The organism is Streptomyces sp. NBC_01384 (genome assembly GCF_045040035.1).
In the GTDB taxonomy this organism is placed as follows: domain Bacteria; phylum Actinomycetota; class Actinomycetes; order Streptomycetales; family Streptomycetaceae; genus Streptomyces.
This window is the reverse complement of the sequence record NZ_CP109559.1, coordinates 1,736,340-1,754,975: the sequence shown is the minus strand read 5'-3', so window position 1 is coordinate 1,754,975 and position 18,636 is coordinate 1,736,340. Positions and strand designations below refer to the sequence as shown.

19 protein-coding genes are annotated in these 18,636 nt (G+C 69.9%); 12 read left to right on the top strand and 7 right to left on the bottom strand.

Features of this window, described 5'->3' with window-relative positions:
• The first annotated feature begins 74 nt into the window (after positions 1 to 74).
• Entirely contained in the window at positions 75 to 218 is a 144-nt protein-coding gene (locus OG747_RS07825) for a hypothetical protein (RefSeq protein WP_405878559.1), read from the top strand.
• Positions 190 to 639 carry a hypothetical protein gene (locus OG747_RS07820; RefSeq protein WP_405878558.1) on the top strand — a complete coding sequence of 150 codons (450 nt, stop codon included), beginning with the start codon at positions 190 to 192 and terminating at the stop codon, positions 637 to 639. Before OG747_RS07825 ends, OG747_RS07820 begins: the two co-directional genes overlap by 29 nt.
• Before the next feature lie 133 nt (positions 640 to 772).
• Here the strand turns inward: OG747_RS07820 and OG747_RS07815 are convergent, their stop codons facing one another.
• The 3 genes from OG747_RS07815 to OG747_RS07805 form a co-directional block, all read right to left on the bottom strand.
• Complete coding sequence (locus OG747_RS07815; protein ID WP_405878557.1) at positions 773 to 2,506, bottom strand: hypothetical protein; 1,734 nt, start codon at positions 2,504 to 2,506, stop codon at positions 773 to 775.
• A gap of 390 nt (positions 2,507 to 2,896) precedes the next feature.
• Positions 2,897 to 4,558, bottom strand: coding sequence for a hypothetical protein (locus OG747_RS07810; RefSeq protein WP_405878556.1), 1,662 nt, complete (start codon positions 4,556 to 4,558; stop codon positions 2,897 to 2,899).
• Positions 4,559 to 5,517: 959 nt separating this feature from the next.
• Positions 5,518 to 6,387 (bottom strand): 3-hydroxybutyryl-CoA dehydrogenase, encoded by an 870-nt coding sequence (locus tag OG747_RS07805; protein WP_405878555.1) that lies wholly within the window; start codon positions 6,385 to 6,387, stop codon positions 5,518 to 5,520.
• A 180-nt stretch (positions 6,388 to 6,567) separates the two neighbouring features.
• On the opposite strand from OG747_RS07805, the gene OG747_RS07800 reads away from it, so the two are divergent.
• On the top strand, positions 6,568 to 7,839 hold the full coding sequence (locus OG747_RS07800) for a glycoside hydrolase family 10 protein (protein ID WP_405878554.1): 1,272 nt from the start codon (positions 6,568 to 6,570) through the stop codon (positions 7,837 to 7,839).
• Positions 7,840 to 7,899: 60 nt separating this feature from the next.
• Here the strand turns inward: OG747_RS07800 and OG747_RS07795 are convergent, their stop codons facing one another.
• Together OG747_RS07795 and OG747_RS07790 are read right to left on the bottom strand one after the other, a co-directional pair.
• Positions 7,900 to 8,103 (bottom strand): DUF1918 domain-containing protein, encoded by a 204-nt coding sequence (locus OG747_RS07795; protein WP_405878553.1) that lies wholly within the window; start codon positions 8,101 to 8,103, stop codon positions 7,900 to 7,902.
• 45 nt (positions 8,104 to 8,148) lie between these two features.
• Positions 8,149 to 9,111 (bottom strand): DMT family transporter, encoded by a 963-nt coding sequence (locus OG747_RS07790; RefSeq protein ID WP_405878552.1) that lies wholly within the window; start codon positions 9,109 to 9,111, stop codon positions 8,149 to 8,151.
• Here OG747_RS07790 and OG747_RS07785 point away from each other — a divergent pair.
• The 3 genes from OG747_RS07785 to OG747_RS07775 all read left to right on the top strand — a co-directional run bounded on the left by OG747_RS07785 (position 9,110) and on the right by OG747_RS07775 (position 11,802).
• Positions 9,110 to 10,576 carry a PLP-dependent aminotransferase family protein gene (locus OG747_RS07785; protein ID WP_405878551.1) on the top strand — a complete coding sequence of 489 codons (1,467 nt, stop codon included), beginning with the start codon at positions 9,110 to 9,112 and terminating at the stop codon, positions 10,574 to 10,576. The genes OG747_RS07790 and OG747_RS07785 overlap by 2 nt on opposite strands.
• Positions 10,577 to 10,689: 113 nt before the next feature.
• Complete coding sequence (locus OG747_RS07780; protein WP_405878550.1) at positions 10,690 to 11,127, top strand: GNAT family N-acetyltransferase; 438 nt, start codon at positions 10,690 to 10,692, stop codon at positions 11,125 to 11,127.
• A gap of 90 nt (positions 11,128 to 11,217) precedes the next feature.
• Entirely contained in the window at positions 11,218 to 11,802 is a 585-nt protein-coding gene (locus OG747_RS07775) for a histidine phosphatase family protein (protein ID WP_405878549.1), read from the top strand.
• A gap of 12 nt (positions 11,803 to 11,814) precedes the next feature.
• On the opposite strand, the gene OG747_RS07770 is transcribed toward OG747_RS07775, so the two are convergent.
• Together OG747_RS07770 and OG747_RS07765 are read right to left on the bottom strand one after the other, a co-directional pair.
• Positions 11,815 to 12,279, bottom strand: coding sequence for a DUF6314 family protein (locus OG747_RS07770; protein ID WP_405878548.1), 465 nt, complete (start codon positions 12,277 to 12,279; stop codon positions 11,815 to 11,817).
• Positions 12,280 to 12,601: 322 nt separating this feature from the next.
• Positions 12,602 to 13,399 carry a LysR family substrate-binding domain-containing protein gene (locus tag OG747_RS07765; RefSeq protein WP_405878547.1) on the bottom strand — a complete coding sequence of 266 codons (798 nt, stop codon included), beginning with the start codon at positions 13,397 to 13,399 and terminating at the stop codon, positions 12,602 to 12,604.
• A gap of 57 nt (positions 13,400 to 13,456) precedes the next feature.
• On the opposite strand from OG747_RS07765, the gene OG747_RS07760 reads away from it, so the two are divergent.
• The 6 genes from OG747_RS07760 (at position 13,457) to OG747_RS07735 (ending at position 18,633) form a co-directional block, all read left to right on the top strand.
• Positions 13,457 to 13,861 carry a DUF5997 family protein gene (locus OG747_RS07760; protein ID WP_405878546.1) on the top strand — a complete coding sequence of 135 codons (405 nt, stop codon included), beginning with the start codon at positions 13,457 to 13,459 and terminating at the stop codon, positions 13,859 to 13,861.
• Positions 13,862 to 14,063: 202 nt separating this feature from the next.
• On the top strand, positions 14,064 to 14,225 hold the full coding sequence (locus OG747_RS07755) for a hypothetical protein (RefSeq protein ID WP_405878545.1): 162 nt from the start codon (positions 14,064 to 14,066) through the stop codon (positions 14,223 to 14,225).
• Between the two features lie 112 nt (positions 14,226 to 14,337).
• A complete protein-coding gene (gene argC, locus OG747_RS07750; RefSeq protein ID WP_405878544.1) occupies positions 14,338 to 15,366 on the top strand; it encodes an N-acetyl-gamma-glutamyl-phosphate reductase in 1,029 nt (342 codons plus the stop codon).
• On the top strand, positions 15,363 to 16,514 hold the full coding sequence (gene argJ / locus OG747_RS07745) for a bifunctional glutamate N-acetyltransferase/amino-acid acetyltransferase ArgJ (protein WP_405878543.1): 1,152 nt from the start codon (positions 15,363 to 15,365) through the stop codon (positions 16,512 to 16,514). The genes argC and argJ overlap by 4 nt, the downstream gene beginning before the upstream one ends.
• Positions 16,511 to 17,431, top strand: coding sequence for an acetylglutamate kinase (argB, locus tag OG747_RS07740; protein WP_405878542.1), 921 nt, complete (start codon positions 16,511 to 16,513; stop codon positions 17,429 to 17,431). The genes argJ and argB overlap by 4 nt, the downstream gene beginning before the upstream one ends.
• Positions 17,428 to 18,633: an acetylornithine transaminase gene (locus tag OG747_RS07735; RefSeq protein ID WP_405878541.1), complete on the top strand. Its 1,206-nt coding sequence runs from the start codon at positions 17,428 to 17,430 to the stop codon at positions 18,631 to 18,633. Before argB ends, OG747_RS07735 begins: the two co-directional genes overlap by 4 nt.
• Positions 18,634 to 18,636: the final 3 nt, after the last annotated feature.

Sequence of the window (18,636 nt, the reverse complement as noted above, 5' to 3'; positions counted from 1 at the left end):
CGTAGCCGGGATCAGCTTGCGTGAGCGCCCAATGGCGCGCTCCCGGCAGGAAGTTCGTGGAAGGGGAGTCAGCGATGGCGAACGAACTGCACTACGGGGACCGGTTCTACCTTCAAAACCTCTACTCGGGCGACGGAGGGTACCTCGACGTCAACGGCGGCTCCAGCGCCCCGGGGGGCGAGGTACCAAGTGTCCACCGCGACGGTCGCGAACCGTGAGCCAGCCAGCAGCACCTGGGAGATCGTCTCCGGGACCTGCACGGCCACCGGCGCACCGGTCAGAAGCGGCGAGATCATCTACCTGCGCAACCTCTACACCGGCAACGGCGGCTACCTCGACGCCGGCAACGGAGATGCCACCAGCGTCCAGAAGACGGGCGGCGGCCTGTACGAGGTCACCACGGTCTGGGGCAAGGACCGCGACGGCAACAGCAGCCGCTGGCAGATCTTCGACATCACCTCCTCACCCCAGGACGGCCTCGTCCGCTTCAACGACACCGTCCAGCTGTGGAGCACCTATAAGGACCTCGGCGGCTTCCTGGAGACAAACGAGTCCAGCACCCTCACCGGCGCCCGCAACGACGTCGACACCAACTCCTACTCCAATCGCTCCAACTCCAACGTTCGGTATGTGGATTAACCCCACACAAGACCGCCGGGCGTCCTGCTCGCCAACAAGCTCTACTACACCCGCGACTGCGGCCCCCTCACCGACGTACGCAACACCTTCTGCGCGCTGGCCCTCACTTGACCAGCCGGCGAGCAGGCGGGGCTCAGCCTTCCTGGGGATCGGCTGTCTCGTCTGCGTTTGGCTGGTGGGCGCGGGAGACCAAGTAGAGGTCAGCCAGCAGGACGAGGGCGACGCGGTGGGGCTGCGGCTCGTCGTCGGCGAGATCATGGAGCTCGTCGTTGCGCAAATTCATGCCGCGCGCACCGTCGGTCAGCAGCAGCCGCAGGAAATCCTGCCAATCAGGGTCGAGCCCGGCCTCGGTCATGCGGTCGATGAGTGTGCCGAGCAGGCTGGCTCCTCCGCGGGTATCGCCCTGAGCGACACGGACAACGGGAACGTCCTGCTGCCGGAGCAGTTCGCGCAGCAGCCCTTCGACCCGGGGCAGCGCCAGAGAGTAGGCGGCGGTGTACTCCTGCCGCCAGTAGTGAAGCAGTGCCAAGGTCAGCCTGCGGGCACGGCCGGTCGGCACCACCGGGGGATGGGTGAGCAGCTCGACGAGCGTGTACTCGTCGGGGTCGAAGCGTTCGCCGATCTGGTCCAGCGCTGCCGCAAGGCACAGCCCTGCCAGTTCCATGGACACCAGCCGCCACTGCGCTGCGTGATTCGCCAGCGGATCCACGCCTGCTGGCGCGACCGGGACCGGCCCCACCGGGTTGATCCGCACGGTGGCGACGACGGAGAGGAAGGCTGAGGACTGGGCGATGCGTTGCGCGGCGTTCTGGGCGTCGGCGGAGGTGCCAGCCGGAGAGGGGACAGCAGCCAGTCTTCCCAGCGCCTCACCGAGGGTGGAGGCACCGCCCACCCACTGGGTGTAGGCATCGAACATGGCCTTGGGCACGCGAATGGTCTCCTCGAAGCGTGACATACCGAGATGTTCGGGGTCGGTACGCTGCATCCGTAGGACCGCCTCGTCATGCAGGTCCGCCAGGCCCCGGTCCCGGGCCATGGTCGCCGCCGTGCTGAGCCGGTCAATACGCATGAAACCCGACAACCGCTCGGCATCCTCCAAGACCGTGGTGACGATGCGGCGGTCGAGGCCCGTGCGTGCCGCCACGTCCGTCTCCACGTCCCGGCACAATTCCAACAGGTCAACGAGCACAAAAGCGTCGGACGCGTACCGGTCGCAGGCCCTGCCCAGAAGGCGACGGACACCTTCGTCCACTGGCCGCCTCACGCTGAGAGCCCGCAACAACTGAAGGACCAGACCAGGGGCGTCATCCCCCTCGTCGAGCATCGCCGTGACGAAATCCGTCATTACGCTGCGGACGCTGTCCTCGAGCGCGGTCTGCCTCAGGGAAGCGGCCAAGTCCTGGGCGACGGTCAAGCAGTCGCATGCCCGCACCTGCCCAGAATCCCGTTCCGGCGCGTTCAGGAATTCAGCCGCCGCATCCCGATAGGCCTCGATCGCCTGCCGGGCATGCTGAAAGGCATCGCCCTTCCGGGCCTCCCACAACAAATGGTGCAGACGGGCCCTCACCCCGGGATGCCGGGCATGGGCCGCGTACGCGGCCCACACCGCCAGAACATCCGCCGGAACCTGACGCGGATCGGTCGGCCACGGCTCGCCTGGATCGGATCCCGCGTAGCTGCCGGTGAAGCCCTTCTGTTCGTCGCGGTGGAAACTGAAGGCAGCCCACAGAGCAACGCCCTGCCCGTCATTCTGCAGGCCCGCCTTGGTGAGCGCCTTGAGGAAGCGTTCCAACAACTGTTCGTAGGAGACAAAGCCAGTTGACGCGTCGTCCAACGCCTGTCTGATACCGGGTTCCATCTCCACCACGCGCTTGGCCTCCCTGACCGCAGGTTCCAGTATCTGGGCACAGCGGAACCTGCAGCATCCCGTTTAACCGCCGCCAAGACCATGGCGGAGTCCCGCAGCGGTTCAGGTCGGGCGAGGCGCGAGACCTGATAGGTCTGGGGCTCGGCTCGACCCCGACGGAGACGACGGCCCCACAGCCGACCTCACACCCCTCCCGACGGCGGCATCACAGCGGCGGCTGCCGGTCCATCGGACGGAGCGCTGCCCATTCGGGGACCGGATGCGCCCCGGAAGGTGCCGTCGCGAAGCATCGCGAACAGCACACTGATCCGCTGTCGGGCACCCTGCGACGCGCCCGGAGACGTGCTGCTTCTCCTGCAGGGGAGCGCGTCGCAGGCCGGATGAGTTCGGTCAGGCGCTCTCTTCCGAGTCTCCCGGTTCGGGCCAGGGGAAGCCGAGTGTCTTGGCGAACTCACGGCTGCCGCCCCTGACCTGCGTGTAGGTCTTCGGGTCCTGCTCGGCGAGTTGCCGCAGCGCCGCAGAAGCCTGGTTCTCGGGAGGTGTGCCGTCGTCGGGGAGACTCCAGATGAACTGCAACCAGGGACCGTCCTCGTCCTGCTGCCCGGCGGCGAGGCCCGGCCAGTACGTGAAGGAGATCATGGCCGAGTCCTGATCATGGAAGTCGGTGCCGATCCAGCCGACCTGGCCGTCCCATCGGGTGAGGAGATCGGGTTGTTCGCGTAGCCCCGCAGTTATCGAGCGGGCGGTGTTTCGAGCCGGCCAGGCCCAGGACCGGTCGTTCTCCGCGCGCTCGATCTCGGCGTCGTAGTCGCCCGCGTCGAAGCGGTACTCGGGAAGTTCCGCGCGGGGTTGCCGCGCCGGAGGGCGACGCCAGTCACGCCACACCACCTGGTCATCTTCCCTGCAGATGGTCACGTATAGCGCGCCGCAGCAGTCCTCGGTGCAGTACGCCTCGGCGAGCTGTACCTCTCGGGGCTCGGCTGCGGCCCGCAGACGACCGCTGTCGAGAAGGTACTCGGGGGAGTTGGCTGGACCCTTGCCGAATGCTTCGGGTACCAGGGGCCGGCCGTCGATCAACAGCCGTGCCTCGACCGTATCCGGGTCTGTCGGGTCCCGCACGGTGGCCTCCACCCGGAACCGGGAGACCGTCGCGCGGTGGAAAGGCTGCCGTGCCGCGCGCCGTATCCAATGGAGCCGGCGGCGTTCGGGGGGTTCTTCGGGTTCGCTCTCCGCGACGGCTGTCCAGGACTGGTTGCTCAGGACGGCTTCGAGGGCGCGCAGGAGGGCTTCCCTCTGTCCCGGCTGCCAGTCGAGGAGCACGCTGGGGCCACTGTGCAGGTCCAGGGCGACGGACAGCAGGATGGCGTAATGGTCCAGCGTCGGGGGCAGTTGGGAGGCGCGTGCGACGAACGCGTGGTAGGTGGTGGTGGCCTGTTGGTAGCTGAGGATCTCGGGCTGGTAGTCGCGCAGTCCCGTCATTCGGGAGAGGAGACGTCCGGCCTGGGCCACGACCTGGTTGTCGATCTGCTCCTCGCTGAGAATGTCGGCGAGTTGGACGGCCTCGGCAATCCTGCGGGCGGTGGAAGGTCCGACAGCACCTGAGTCGAGAGGGGCGTTGATCAGCCATGTGCGGGCCTCGTGGTCATCGCGCGCGGCGATCGCGTCGATCAGGTGGCGCAGTGCACGGTTCTCGGCGTGGTTGGCCAGCCATACCAAGGCTGCTGTCGGGCAGTCGAGGGCGGTGAGCGCGCCGACCACGGGACGGGCGAGTTCCCTCAGCAGACCGAGAACCTTGAGGTACGGCACGTCCTCCGGCTCACCGAGGCGAGCCAGGAGAGTGATGCCGACGTTCACGGTCAGTGTGCTGGTGCCGGTGCGTGTCAGATGGCGGCCGAGAGTACGGGCTGCCGCTGTGTCTTCCAGGGGCAGATCGGCCATCGCAGCCTGGACATGACGATCCCGAATACCCAGCGCGTGCAGCCTGCGGTGGATCTCGTCGGCGGCGCGGACCGTATCCGGATCGGACAGCAGGGGAGCGAGGGTCTCCTGCACACCTGCTTCGGCCTCGCGCCAACCCAGCGTTGCGCGCCTTTGTGGCGAGTCAGGCAAGAGGCAGCCACCGTGAGGCAGCCGACCGTCGGGCTTCGACTGGTACAAACACAGCGCGTATGCGTACAGAGAGGGCCAAGGGGCGGGGACTCCACCGCCTGCCTGGGCGCTCATCGGGTGGGGTAAGACTCGATTCCATAGGTCATGCTGCGGATCCTGTCACCACTGGTTGGTCGATGGCCAGGGGGTTTAGCTGGTTACGACGGACCTCAGGGACGGGCTCGGGAACAGGTAACCGGCGAGGTCTGCACCGGCCACGCTGGAAGGGGCCGTCTCTGGAGCGACCCACGGGGGGACGACGCGTACGAAGAGTCTGTGGGAGGCCTACAACTCGATGACCCTGCTTCTTGCCACCAGTGGGGCCTTGCCGGTGGCCAGCCGGTGGCCGGACGCCTTTGGACCGTGCAGCATCGGGTGGCACGGGTCAACCTGTTGCACGTGCCCTGATCAGGCACAACGTCACTACGCGGCACGGGGAAACACCACGCAACACGATCACTCATGGTCTCGTAATGCGTAGGTCTCGGGTCCGAATCCAGTTGCCCGCGACACCGGCGCGGGGCTCACAAGCGCTGGTCGGCCGCTCCGAACCAGGGACTTCCCAGGGACTTTTCAGGGACTTTCAGCTCTGTCCCAGGGACTTTCCAGGGATTTTTCGCTGAGTAAGCGGGAAAGGCCCTGACAGCTTCGAAAGACACAAAGTCCCAGGTCAGGGTCGGTTTTCTGTCGGTCGATGCCGCTCAACAGGCCGTGGCCCCGTGCAGTCCACGTGGGCTGGGCGAGGACGCGCGGATGAGGACCTGGCGGGCGCCGCGAGAGCCACCCACGGCAGCGCCGCCGTGGGCGCTGTTCCGGGTGAACTCGCCCTTGAACAGCGCCACTTGGCGGCGTCGCCGCACTCGCTAGTACGTGTAGAAGCCCGAGCCGGACTTCCGGCCGAGCCGGCCCGCGTCGACCATGCGCTGGAGCAGCGGGGGAGCGGCGTACAGCGGCTCCTTGTACTCCTCGTACATCGAATACGCGACCGAGGCCACCGTGTCCAAGCCGATGAGGTCGGAGAGCCTGAGCGGGCCCATCGGGTGGGCGCAGCCCAGCTCCATGCCGTTGTCGATGTCCTCGCGGCTGGCGATGCCCGACTCGAACATCCGGATGGCGGAGAGCAGATACGGGATCAGCAGCGCGTTGACCACGAAACCGGAGCGGTCCTGGGCGCGGATCGCGTGCTTGCCGAGGGCCTTCTCGGCGAACAGCTGCGCCCGGCTGAGCGTGCCCTCGGAGGTGGTCAGCGCCGGAATCAGCTCGACGAGCTGCTGCACCGGGGCCGGGTTGAAGAAGTGGATGCCGACGACCTGGTCGGGGCGCGAGGTGGCGACGGCGAGCCGGACCAGCGGGATCGAGGAGGTGTTGGAGGCGAGGATCGCGTCCTGCCGCGTCACCACCTGGTCGAGCACCTGGAAGATCTCGGTCTTGACCTGCTCGTTCTCGACGACGGCCTCGATCACCAGGTCGCGGTCGGCGAACTCGCCGAGGTCGGTGGTGAAGCTGAGCCGGTCCTGGGTGGCGGTGAGTTCGTCCGCGGAGATCTTTCCGCGCTCGGCCGCCTTGGAGAGGGAGTTGAAGAGCCGGGTACGGCCGATCTCCAGCGCCTCACCGGTGGTCTCGGCGACCTTGACGTCGAGACCGGCGCGGGCGCAGACCTCGGCGATGCCCGCTCCCATCTGGCCGCAGCCCACCACTCCGACGCGTGAGATGCCTCCCGCGGTGTCCGTCACATCGTCCCCTTCGCTGGTCTACGGCTGGGGCAGGACCCCCGTTGTTCGGTGCCTGCTCCGATCGTGCACGTCCCCTGCACGTTACTCCGAAGTATCGATGATCGATCGCCGGGGTCGGGCATGCTGTGCGGGGAGACGGTCCGTGACCGGGCGGATCCGGAGCGTGGAGGAGCGGGGCGGATGGCGGGGACGGGGCGGGTGCCGCGGCGGGCGTTCGCGGCGGCGGCGATGGCGACGCTGTCGGGTCTGGGCACGGCGGGGGACTCGGTGGCCGCCGTACCAGGCGCCGCCGGTGGCATCCCCGGGCCCGGTCGGCGGCGGGCGGCCTCGGGGCTGCGGGGCATGTGGCTGGCGACCGTCTCCCACCGCGACTGGCCCTCGCGGACCGGGCTGTCCGCCGCCGAGCAGCGCGCCGAACTCCTCACCCACCTCGACACGGCGGTCCGCCGCCGCCTCAACGCCGTGTTCTTCCAGGTCCGCCCCACGGCCGACGCGCTCTGGCCCTCGCCGTACGAGCCGTGGTCGCAGTACCTCACCGGCGTTCAGGGCGAGAACCCCGGCTGGGACCCGCTCGGCACCGCGGTGCGGGAGGCCCACGCGCGCGGCCTGCAACTGCACGCCTGGTTCAACCCGTACCGGATCGCGGGCCACACCGACCCCAGCAGACTCGCGGCGAACCACCCGGCCCGCAAGCACCCCGACTGGGTCGTCCCCTACGGCGGGAAGCTGCACTACAACCCCGGCCTGCCCCAGGTACGGAAGTTCGTCCAGGACGCGATGCTCGACGCGGTGAAGAAGTACGCGATCGACGCCGTGCACTGGGACGACTACTTCTACCCGTACCCGGTGGCGGGCCAGGTCTTCGACGACGACGCGGCGTACCGGGCGCACGGCACGGGCTTCCCCAGCCGGGCCGCCTGGCGGCGCGACAACATCGACAGACTGGTGCTGGAGACGGCGGCCCGTATCCGGCAGATCCGGCCCGCCACGCGCTTCGGGATCAGCCCCTTCGCGGTGTGGCGCAACGCCGCGACCGACTCGCGGGGCTCCGACACCCGGGCCGGCGTGCAGACGTACGACGATCTGTATGCCGACACCAGAAAGTGGGTCCGCGAGCACTGGATCGACTACATCGTCCCGCAGGTGTACTGGAACCTCGGTTTCGCCGCCGCCGACTACGCGAAGCTCGTGCCCTGGTGGGCGGCGGTCGCCCAGGGCACAGGCGTGAAGGTGTACGTCGGGGAGGCGCTCCACAAGGCCGGCGATCCGGCGCAGCCCTCGGCCTGGCAGGACCCGGCCGAACTCTCCCGGCATCTCACCTTCGCCCACGCCTACCCACAGGTGCGCGGGCATGTCTTCTTCTCCGCCAAGGAGGTCGGCGCCGACCGTATCGGCGCGATGGCGCGGGTCGTGGCCGACCACTACCAGCAGCCGGCGAGACCCGCGCGCTGAAACGCACTGCTCTCTACTGCCACTTGGGCCACTTGGGCCACTTGCTGGTCTTGCCGCTCTCTATTGCCTGGCGTGCCTGGCGTCCTTGTGACGGATTTCGGAGTCGGGGCCCGGTGAGCAGACCGCCTCGTGCCCGTCCGGGAAACGGACGCGGTACGGGGGCGTGCCCTCCGCTCCCATTACTTCGGTGATCTCTGCGACCTTGTCGTGCTGTCCGACAACCCTGCCGTGCTGCACCAGCTTGTCGCCCACGTCTGCATGCATCTGAAGGGTCTCCTCGTCATCCGCGGGAGTGACGGTTCCTGCAGCTCAGCCCCGCGCTCGTTGGGTGAGTGCGATGCAGACCAGCACGGCCGCGGCCGTCAGGGGCGCGGCCGGTGTGAGCTGCTCGCCGAGAAGCAGTACCGACCACACCAGTGTGAGCAGCGGCTGCGCCAGCTGCAACTGGCTGGCCTTCGGAATCCCGATCGCCGCCATTCCGCGGTACCAGACCACCAGCCCCAGGAACTGCGATCCGGCCGCCACCCACAGCAGCCCCGCCACGCTGTGCGCCGACAGCTGGACGGGCTCGTACGTCAGCGCCACCAGCGCGCCCGGCACCGACAGCGGCAGACACAGCACCAGCGCCCAGCCGATGACCTGCCACCCCGGAATGGTCCGGGCGAGCCGGCCGCCCTCCGTGTAGCCCGCCGCGCAGATCAGCAGCGCCCCGAAGAGATAGGCGTCCGCGCTGCTCAGCGCCCCACCGCTCTGCTGCACGGTGAACGCGATCACGGCGGCCGCGCCCGCGAGAGCGGCGCCCCAGAACATCCGCGAGGGCCGCGCCCCGGTCCGCAGCGCCGACAGCAGCGCGGTGGTCAACGGCAGCAGTCCGACGACCACGGCCGCGTGGGCGGTGGTGGACGTCTGCAGGGCGAGCGTCGTCAGCAGCGGGAAGCCGAGCACGACACCCGCGGCGACCACGGCGAGCCCTGCCCAGTGCCGCCGCGCCGGTACGGGTACGCGCAGCGCCAGCAGACAGCCGCCCGCGATGACGGCGGCGAGCATGCTGCGGACGGCGACGAGGGACCAGGGTCCGAAGCCCTCCAGACCCCAGGCGGTGGCGGGGAAGGTGAGGGAGAAGGCGGTGACGCCGAGGGCGGCTTGCAGGGTGCCGGAGCGCCGGTCGGTGGGGGCGGGGAGTTCATGGGTGCGAGGTTCAGGGGCGCGAAGCTCGGGGGTGCCGCTGACCGCTATCCCGGTCTGCTCGATAGCGCTACTCTCTCTTCTCATGCAAGAGCGTAGCAGTGTGGGCGACCTGGCAAAACAGCTGCGGCAGGAGCTGAACCGCTACTCACCGGGCGGAAAGCTGCCGTCGAGCCGGGCGCTCGTCGAGCGGTTCCGGGTGAGCCCGGTGACGGTGTCCAGGGCGCTGGCACAACTGGCCGCCGAGGGACTGGTGGTGACCCGGCCGGGCGCCGGCGCGTTCCGGGCGCACCCGCGGACGTCCGCCGCTCCCGCCGGGGACACCTCCTGGCAGGAGGTCGCGCTGAGCGCGGACCCCGCGACGGAACTCGTGCCGCGCACGGTGGACGCCTCCGGAGTCCTGGTCTCGCTGGCCGCCCCGCCGCCCGGCGTCGTGGAGTTCAACGGCGGCTATCTGCACCCCTCGCTCCAGCCCGAGCGGGCCATGGGCGCCGCCCTGTCCCGGGCGGGCCGCCGCCCCGGTGCCTGGTCCAGGCCGCCGGTGGAGGGGCTCGCGGAGTTGCGCGAGTGGTTCGCGCGGGGGATCGGCGGCGCGGTCACCGCCGCGGAGGTGCTCGTCACGGCGGGCGGTCAGTCCGCGCTGACCACCGCGCTGCGGGCGCTCGCACCGCCGGGAGCCCCGGTCCTGGTCGAGTCGCCCACGTACCCGGGCATGCTGGCGATCGCCCGCGCGGCGGGACAGCGTCCGGTACCGGTCCCGGTGGACGCCGACGGCGTGAAACCGACCCTGCTCGCCGATGCCTTCAAGGCCACCGGCGCCCGGGTCTTCGTCTGCCAGCCGCTCTTCCAGAACCCGACCGGCGCCGTGCTCGCCCCCGAACGGCGTGCCGAGGTGCTGCGGATCGCCCGCGAGGCGGGTGCGTTCGTGATCGAGGACGACTTCGTACGCCGTCTCGTGCACGAGGACGCGGGCCCGCTGCCGCGTCCCCTGGCCGCCGAGGATCCCGACGGCGTCGTCGTGCACGTCGGCTCCCTGACCAAGGCGACCTCGCCTAGCTTCCGGGTCGGCGCACTGGCCGCGCGCGGACCGGTCCTGGAGCGGCTGCGCGCCATCCAGGTCGTCGACACCTTCTTCGTCCCGCGCCCACTCCAGGAGGCCGCGCTCGAACTCGTCGGCTCGCCCGCCTGGCCCCGCCATCTGCGGGCCGTGTCCGCCGAGTTGAGGACCCGCCGCGACGCGATGACGACGGCGCTGCGCCTGACGCTCCCCGAACTCGCCCTGCCCCACATCCCGTCCGGCGGCTACCACCTGTGGCTCCGCCTGCCCGACGGCACTGGGGGCACCTCCCAGGCTTTCGGCTCTGGGGGAGAGTCCGCCCTGGTCTCCGCCGCCCTGCGCACAGGAGTGGCCGTCACCCCCGGCCGCCCCTACTTCAGCGCCGAACCCCCCGCCGCCCACCTCCGCCTGAGCTTCGCGGCGGTCGCGGGAACGGAGGAGATCACGGAGGGGGTACGACGCCTACGGGCGGCTTGCGACGAGGTACTGGCCTGACTGGCTTGAGCCGGGGGTTCCTCGGCCACGGGTGGATGGGGGCTGGGCGCGCAGGTGGGGGCGAGAACGAAAAGCGCTCGACCCCCATCCCCCTGATCTGCAACTCTCCCCGCATGACCACTGCACAACCCCTCCCCGAGGGCTACGAGATCTCCGCCGACACCACCCGCATGGACATCGACCGCGTCCACCACTGGCTCTCCACCGACGCCTACTGGGCCACCGGACGCGCGCGGGAGAAGCAGGAGCGAGCGATCACCGGCTCGCTGAACTTCGGCGCGTACGACACAACCTCGGGAGAGCAAGTCGCCTACGCCCGCATCGTCACCGACCACGCCACCTTCGCCTGGCTCTGCGATGTCTACGTAGCCCCGTCCGTCCGCGGCAAGGGCCTCGGCACCGCCCTGGTCGCCGCCGCCCGCGACCACCTGGAGCCCCTCGGCCTGCGCCGCATCCTGCTCGCCACGCAGGACGCGCACGGCGTCTACGCGAAGGTCGGCTTCAAGCCGCTGGACCGCCCCGAGCAGTGGATGGCGCTCATGCTCCAGTAAGTCCGCTTCGTCAAGCCTCCTCCAGTGGGCCCGTGTATACCTTGCATAACACCCCTTGACCTGCGGAGTCCCGCACCCCACGATCTCCGCATGCATCTTCGGGTCACGTTCGTCGCCGCCGCGCGCAGCTCCTCGCTGCTCGCCGAACGCTTCGAGGACGACCGGCCACTGGACCAGGCCGGCTGGGAAGAGGTGCAGCGCGCCGCCCCCGAACTGGTACCGCTGGCGGCGGCCGAGCTGCGCTACTGCTCACCGACCCCGCGCAGCCGTGCCACCGGCGACGCCCTCGGCTACGCGCCGCTGGCCCAGCCTGCGCTGCGCGACTGCGACATGGGCCGCTGGCGTGGCTTCACGCTGGGTGAGGCGATGGCCCGCGAGCCGTCGGCGGTCGACGCCTGGCTCTCCGATCCGCGCTCCGCCCCGCACGGCGGCGAGTCCCTGATGTCCTTCATCTCCCGCGTCGGCGGCTGGCTCGACACCCGGCCCGCCGACGACGGCAGCCGGATCGTCGCGGTGGCCGAGCCCTCGGTGGTACGGGCCGCGCTCGTCTACGCGCTCAGGGCCCAGCCGTCGACGTACTGGAACATCGACGTGCGCCCCTTGTCGACGATCACCCTCACCGGGACCAACGGCCGCTGGAACCTGCGCCTCGAAGCCGTCCCGCAGCGCGCCTAAGGCCTGCCTGCCCTAGATCAGCCGTGTGTACTCGGTCGTGAGGACCAGGTCCTTGGCGGGGCCGCCCACCCGCCACACCGTGCGCCAGCGGTCCTCCCCGTACACCGTGAACTCGCCCCGGTAGAGGTCCGCCGCGCACGGGTGGTCGGCGACGTACCGGCCGGTGCTCAGGTCCAGGTCGTGGAAGGGGCGGCCGTCGGAGAACTGGACGATGGCCGTCGCCGGGCTCGGCCCCGGCAGGAACCGCAGGGTCCGCTCGGCGGGCCGAGGTGTGCCCTGCCACACGAACGTGCCGGATTCCTGGTGCAGAAGACCGTGCGGAAGCCCCGGTTCCCCCGGTTCCTCCCGTGGGCCGAAAATCGTCGTCCCCGTGAATTGCCCCTCCGCGCCGCGCGCGAGATCCCGCACCGCGCGCTCCACGTGCCAGCTCCCGGCCAGGTAGGTGAGTGCGTTCGCCACTGGCCAGAACTCGCCCATACCGTCCCACTCTCCGTCCCCTGCGATGCTGCGCGACCCATTGACGCGCTCTGACCCCCTCCCTATCTTGCCGTTCGAAGTATTGATCGTTGTCCGGTATTTCGAACAACTCAACACCACAGAGCCGCTGAGTATCCATGCCACGCACCCGCACCCGTTGGAGACTCGGACTCACGGCCACCGCACGCGGCGGCTGGGCCAAGTACCGGGCCAGGTTCACCGCGACCCGCGACAGCACCACCGGGCGTCTCACCGTCGCCGCCGACGGCCCCGTCGCGCCCCCGCTCGGCAGTCCGCGACTGACGTGGCAGGGGGTAGGAGGTCAGGAGCGCCGACGGGGCTTGCCCCGCTTGGCGCCGCCCTTGGAGCCTCCGGAACCGCCGCTCCGGGGGCTCTTGCCGGCCGACTTGCCGGTGGTGGCCGGCTTGCGTCGTGCGCCGTCGCCCGTGTCGGGGTGCTTGGCCTTGGCCTTGGACTTCGAATCAGCCGGGGCCTGGGCCGTGGCCTGGGTTCGCCCCCGTGAGCTGTTGACGGTCCGCCCGCGGACGATCCCGATGAAATCTTCCACCAGATCGGTGGTCGCGTCCTGTGGCCAGGACAGCGCGACCCGCGACTCCGGGGCGTCCGTGACCGGCCGGTACGTGAGGTCCTTGCGGTGGTGCAGGCGCGCGAGGGACTGGGGGACGACGAGGAGCCCGATGCCCGCCGCCACGAGTTCGACGGCGTCCGCCGTTGTCGCCGGCCGCTCGAACGCGGGCTGTCCCGGCGGACGCTCCCAGCCGAGGGTGTCGTCGAGGGGATGCAGCACGATCTCGTCGGCCAGATCGTCGGCGGTCACCTCGTCGACCGCCGCCACGATGTGATCCTTGGGGACCACGACCACGGTCGTCTCGGCGTAGAGGGGGATCGCGCTGAGGTCCTCCCGGTCGACCGGGAGCCGGACGAATCCGGCGTCGGCGCCGCGGTCACGCAACACGTCGAACGCCTCGGCGGGGGACACCGCGACGAGCGTCAGGGGGATGTCGGGCTGCCGCTCGTTCCAGATCCGCACCCACTTCGTGGGCGTCACTCCCGGAACGTAGGCGAGCCGGAACGAAGGGTGTACTTCCGAGCCTGTCACCTCGCCAGGCTATCGGTCGTGGTCAAAGGTCGCGCACACGCTCGATACCCTTGACACATGACGTCGCACCAGACCGCCCAGACCATGAAGCCCGCCACCGCGGCGAAGAAGCTGGGTGTGTACCTCGAGGCCACCCCCGCCGAGTTCCAGGAGGGCGTCGTCTCGCGCGCCGAGCTGAACGCGCTGCAGGCCGACCCGCCCGCGTGGCTGCAGGAGCTGCGACGCACCGGCCCGCACCCCCGGCCCGTGGTCGCGGCGAAGCTGGGCATCTCCATCGCCGGGCTGGCCCGCGGCGGAGTCACCGAGGCCCTCACCACGGAGCAGATCGACGCCCTGAAGCAGGAAGACCCCGAGTGGCTGCGCCGGGAGCGGACCACCCAGGCGGAGGTCCGCAAGGAAGCGGCCCGCATCAAGGAGAAGAACGAGGAACGGTCGGCTCAGGCCCGCGACCAGCGTTCCTGACCAGGTCCCCCACGCACGCGTACCCCTCTCCTTCCCTTTTCTTCGTATCTCCTCGTACCCCTCTACTCGCGCTCGGCGCCCGGTGTCGCCCACCTCTCACTGTCCCGATATCGGCCGAGCCCGACCACGTCGAACTCGTCACTGGCCCCGACGGGCCCAAGCCCTCTGGCCGTCCGGCACCCGCCGTGAGATTGTCACGCGGGTGACCGACGCTGCTGAGGAACCTGTACCGGGACCGCCGGACGACCGCGCCGCATCCGTCCCGCGCTTCACGGTGGAACTCATCGCCTGGGTGGCGGCCCCCACGGCCCCCTCCTGGTACCGCTCCAGCTCGCCGCGGCGGTGGCTGGTCTCCATCAACTGAGATGCGTCCTCGACTGAAGTGTCCCCTCGCAGGTCGGCGCAGAGATCACCCATAGCGGATTGCATAAACGTGCAGCGAAACGTATAGTCATGCCATTGAAGAGGAGGGTTCCATGGCGGTACGCGCAGCAGTGGCGGGAGCGAGTGGGTACGCGGGCGGAGAAGCGCTGCGTCTGCTCCTGGCGCACCCCGAGGTCGAGATCGGCGCCCTGACCGGCAGCTCCAACGCGGGCCAGCGTCTCGGCGCACTGCAGCCGCATCTGCTGCCGCTGGCCGACCGAGTCCTCCAGGAGACCACCCCGGACGTCCTCGCCGGACATGACGTCGTGTTCCTCGCCCTGCCCCACGGACAGTCCGCCGCCGTCGCCGAACAGCTCGGCCCGGACGTCCTCGTCGTCGACATGGGAGCCGACTTCCGCCTCAAGAACCCGGCGGACTGGGAGAAGTTCTACGGCTCCCCGCACGCCGGCACCTGGCCGTACGGCCTTCCCGAACTGCCGGGCGCCCGCGCCGCGCTGGAGGGGTCCAAGCGCATCGCGGTGCCCGGTTGCTACCCGACGGCCGTCTCCCTCGCCCTCTTCCCGGCGTACGCGGCCGCACTCGCCGAGCCCGAGGCCGTGATCGTCGCCGCGTCCGGGACCTCCGGCGCGGGCAAGGCCGCCAAGCCCCATCTGCTCGGCAGCGAGGTCATGGGCTCCATGTCCCCGTACGGCGTCGGCGGCGGCCACCGGCACACCCCCGAGATGATCCAGAACCTCGGCGCGGCGGCCGGCGAGCCCGTCTCCGTCTCCTTCACGCCCACCCTCGCGCCCATGCCCCGCGGCATCCTCGCCACGTGCAGCGCCAAGGCGAAGGACCAGGTCACCGCCGAGTCGGTACGGGCCGCGTACGAGAAGGCGTTCGCGGACGAACCCTTCGTCCACCTGCTGCCCGAGGGGCAGTGGCCCGCCACCGCGTCCGTCTACGGTTCCAACGCCGTTCAGGTCCAGGTCGCGTACGACGAAGCCACGCACCGCATCATCGCGATCAGCGCCATCGACAACCTGACCAAGGGCACGGCCGGCGGGGCCGTCCAGAGCATGAACATCGCCCTCGGGCTTCCCGAGGAAACGGGTCTTTCCACGATCGGAGTCGCACCGTGAGCGTCACCGCTGCCAAGGGCTTCACCGCCTCCGGCATCGCCGCAGGCATCAAGGAGAACGGCAACCCCGACCTGGCCCTCGTGGTCAACAACGGGCCCCGCCTGGCCGCCGCGGGCGTCTTCACCTCCAACCGCGTCAAGGCCGCGCCGGTGCTGTGGTCCGAGCAGGTCCTCAAGTCCGGACAGGTCTCCGCCGTCGTCCTCAACTCCGGCGGCGCCAACGCCTGTACGGGACCCAAGGGCTTCCAGGACACGCACGCGACCGCCGAGAAGGTCGCCGAGGTACTGGACCTCAACGCAGGCGAGGTCGCCGTGGCCTCGACCGGACTCATCGGCGTCCTCCTGCCGATGGACAAGCTGCTGCCCGGGGTCGAGGCGGCCGCCGCCCAGCTCTCCGCGCACGGCGGCGAGAAGGCCGCCATCGCCATCAAGACCACCGACACCGTGCACAAGACGTCGGTACGCACGGGCAATGGCTGGACCGTCGGAGGCATGGCCAAGGGCGCGGGCATGCTCGCCCCGGGCCTGGCCACCATGCTCGTCGTGCTCACCACGGACGCCGACCTCGACAGCGAGAGCCTCGACAAGGCGCTGCGCGCCGCCACCCGCACCACCTTCGACCGCGTCGACTCCGACGGCTGCATGTCGACCAACGACACCGTGCTGCTGCTCGCCTCCGGCGCCGGCGAAGTCACCCCGGAGTACGCGGAGTTCGCCGAGGCGGTACGGGCGGTCTGCGACGACCTCGGTCAGCAGCTCATCCGGGACGCCGAGGGCGCCAGCAAGGACATCAAGATCGAGGTGATCAACGCCGCGACCGAGGACGACGCCGTCGAGGTGGGCCGCTCCATCGCCCGCAACAACCTCCTCAAGTGCGCCATCCACGGCGAGGACCCCAACTGGGGACGGGTGCTGTCCGCGATCGGCACGACCGGGGCCGCCTTCGAGCCCGACCAGCTCAACGTCGCCATCAACGGCGTCTGGGTCTGCAAGAACGGTGGCGTCGGCGAGGACCGCGAGCTGGTCGACATGCGCTACCGCGAGGTCCACATCGTCGCCGACCTCGCCGCGGGCGCCGAGACCGCCACGATCTGGACCAACGACCTCACCGCCGACTACGTCCACGAGAACAGCGCGTACTCCTCATGAGCAATGTGACCAGGAAACACACCGCGCTGCCCAAGGCCCGGATCCTCATCGAGGCACTCCCGTGGCTGACCCGCCACAACGGCAAGACGGTCGTCATCAAGTTCGGCGGAAACGCCATGGTGAACGAGGAGCTGAAGGCCGCCTTCGCCCAGGACGTGGTGTTCCTGCGGCAGGCCGGTCTCAAGCCCGTCGTCGTGCACGGCGGCGGCCCGCAGATCAGCGCCGCCCTCGACCGCCACGGCATCGTCAGCGAGTTCAAGGCGGGCCTGCGCGTCACCACCGAGGACGCCATGGACGTCGTACGCATGGTGCTGGCCGGTCAGGTGCAGCGCGAGCTGGTCGGACTGCTCAACCAGCACGGGCCGCTCGCCGTCGGCATGACCGGCGAGGACGCGCACACCATCACCGCCACCAAGCACCAGCCCGAGATCGACGGGGAGTTGGTCGACATCGGGCGGGTGGGCGAGATCACCGCGATCGACACGGGCGCGATCGAGGCACTGCTCGCCGACGGCCGGATCCCGGTCGTCTCCTCGATCGCCCGGAGCCAGGACGACGGACATGTCTACAACGTCAATGCTGATACGGCGGCTGCGGCACTCGCTGCGGCACTGGGCGCCGAAACCCTCATGGTCCTCACGGACGTCGAGGGCCTCTACGAGGACTGGCCCGACAGCGACGAGGTGATCAGCCGCCTGACCGCCTCCGAACTGGAGAAGCTGCTGCCCGAGCTGGCCAGCGGCATGGTGCCGAAGATGGAGGGCTGTCTGCACGCCGTGCGCAACGGCGTCACCACCGCCCGCGTCATCGACGGCCGGGTCCAGCACTCGATCCTGCTGGAGATCTTCACCGACGAGGGGATCGGCACGATGGTCGTGCCGGACGCACAGCCCGATGAACAGGGGGACGCCGAATGACCGGGACCAACGCGGAGCTCACCCGGCGGTGGCAGGGCGCGCTCATGGACAACTACGGCACCCCGCGGCTGCCGCTCGTCCGCGGCGCCGGCACCAGGCTGTGGGACGCCGACGGCAAGGAGTACCTCGACTTCGTCGGCGGTATCGCGGTGAACGCGCTCGGCCACGCCCACCCGGCGATCGTCGAGGCCGTCAGCAAGCAGATCGCCTCCCTCGGCCATGTCTCCAACCTCTTCGTCGCGGAGCCGCCCGTCGCGCTCGCCGAACGGCTGCTCCAGCTCTTCGGCCGCGAGGGCCGGGTGTACTTCTGCAACTCGGGTGCCGAGGCCAACGAGGGCGCCTTCAAGATCGGCCGGCTGACCGGCCGCACACACATGGTGGCGACCCACGGCGGCTTCCACGGCCGGACCATGGGCGCCCTCGCGCTCACCGGCCAGCCCGGCAAGCAGCAGCCGTTCCTGCCGCTGCCCGGAGACGTCACGCACGTCCCGTACGGCGACGCGCAGGCTCTGGCCGCGGCGGTCACCGAGGACACCGCCCTCGTGATCATCGAGCCGATCCAGGGCGAGAACGGCGTGGTCGTGCCCCCGCCCGGCTACCTCAAGGCCGCCCGGGCGATCACCGCCGCCACCGGCAGCCTCCTCGTCCTCGACGAGGTGCAGACCGGCATCGGCCGCACCGGACCCTGGTTCGCGTACCAGGACCACGAGGGCGTCCTGCCGGACGTCGTCACGCTCGCCAAGGGGCTCGGCGGTGGACTGCCCCTCGGCGCGACCGTCGCCTTCGGCCGTGCCGCCGAGCTGCTGAAGCCCGGTCACCACGGTTCGACCTTCGGTGGCAACCCGGTCGTCTGTGCCGCCGGACTCGCCGTACTCGACACGATCGCCTCCGAGGGCCTCCTCGAGAACGTGAAGCGCATGAGCGAGAAGTTGCGCTCCGGAATCGAGTCCCTCGGGAACCCGTTGATCGACCATGTCCGAGGCGCGGGTCTGCTCCTGGGTATCGTGCTCACCGAGCCGCTCGCGCCGCAGGTGCAGCAGGCGGCTCAGGACGCCGGTCTCCTGGTGAACGCGCCCGCCCCCGATGTCGTACGGCTGATGCCCCCGCTGAACCTGGGCGACGACGAGGTGGACGCGTTCCTCCAGGCCCTTCCCGGTGTCCTCGACGCCGTAGCCAACGGGGACGGACGAGCCAAAGAATGAGAC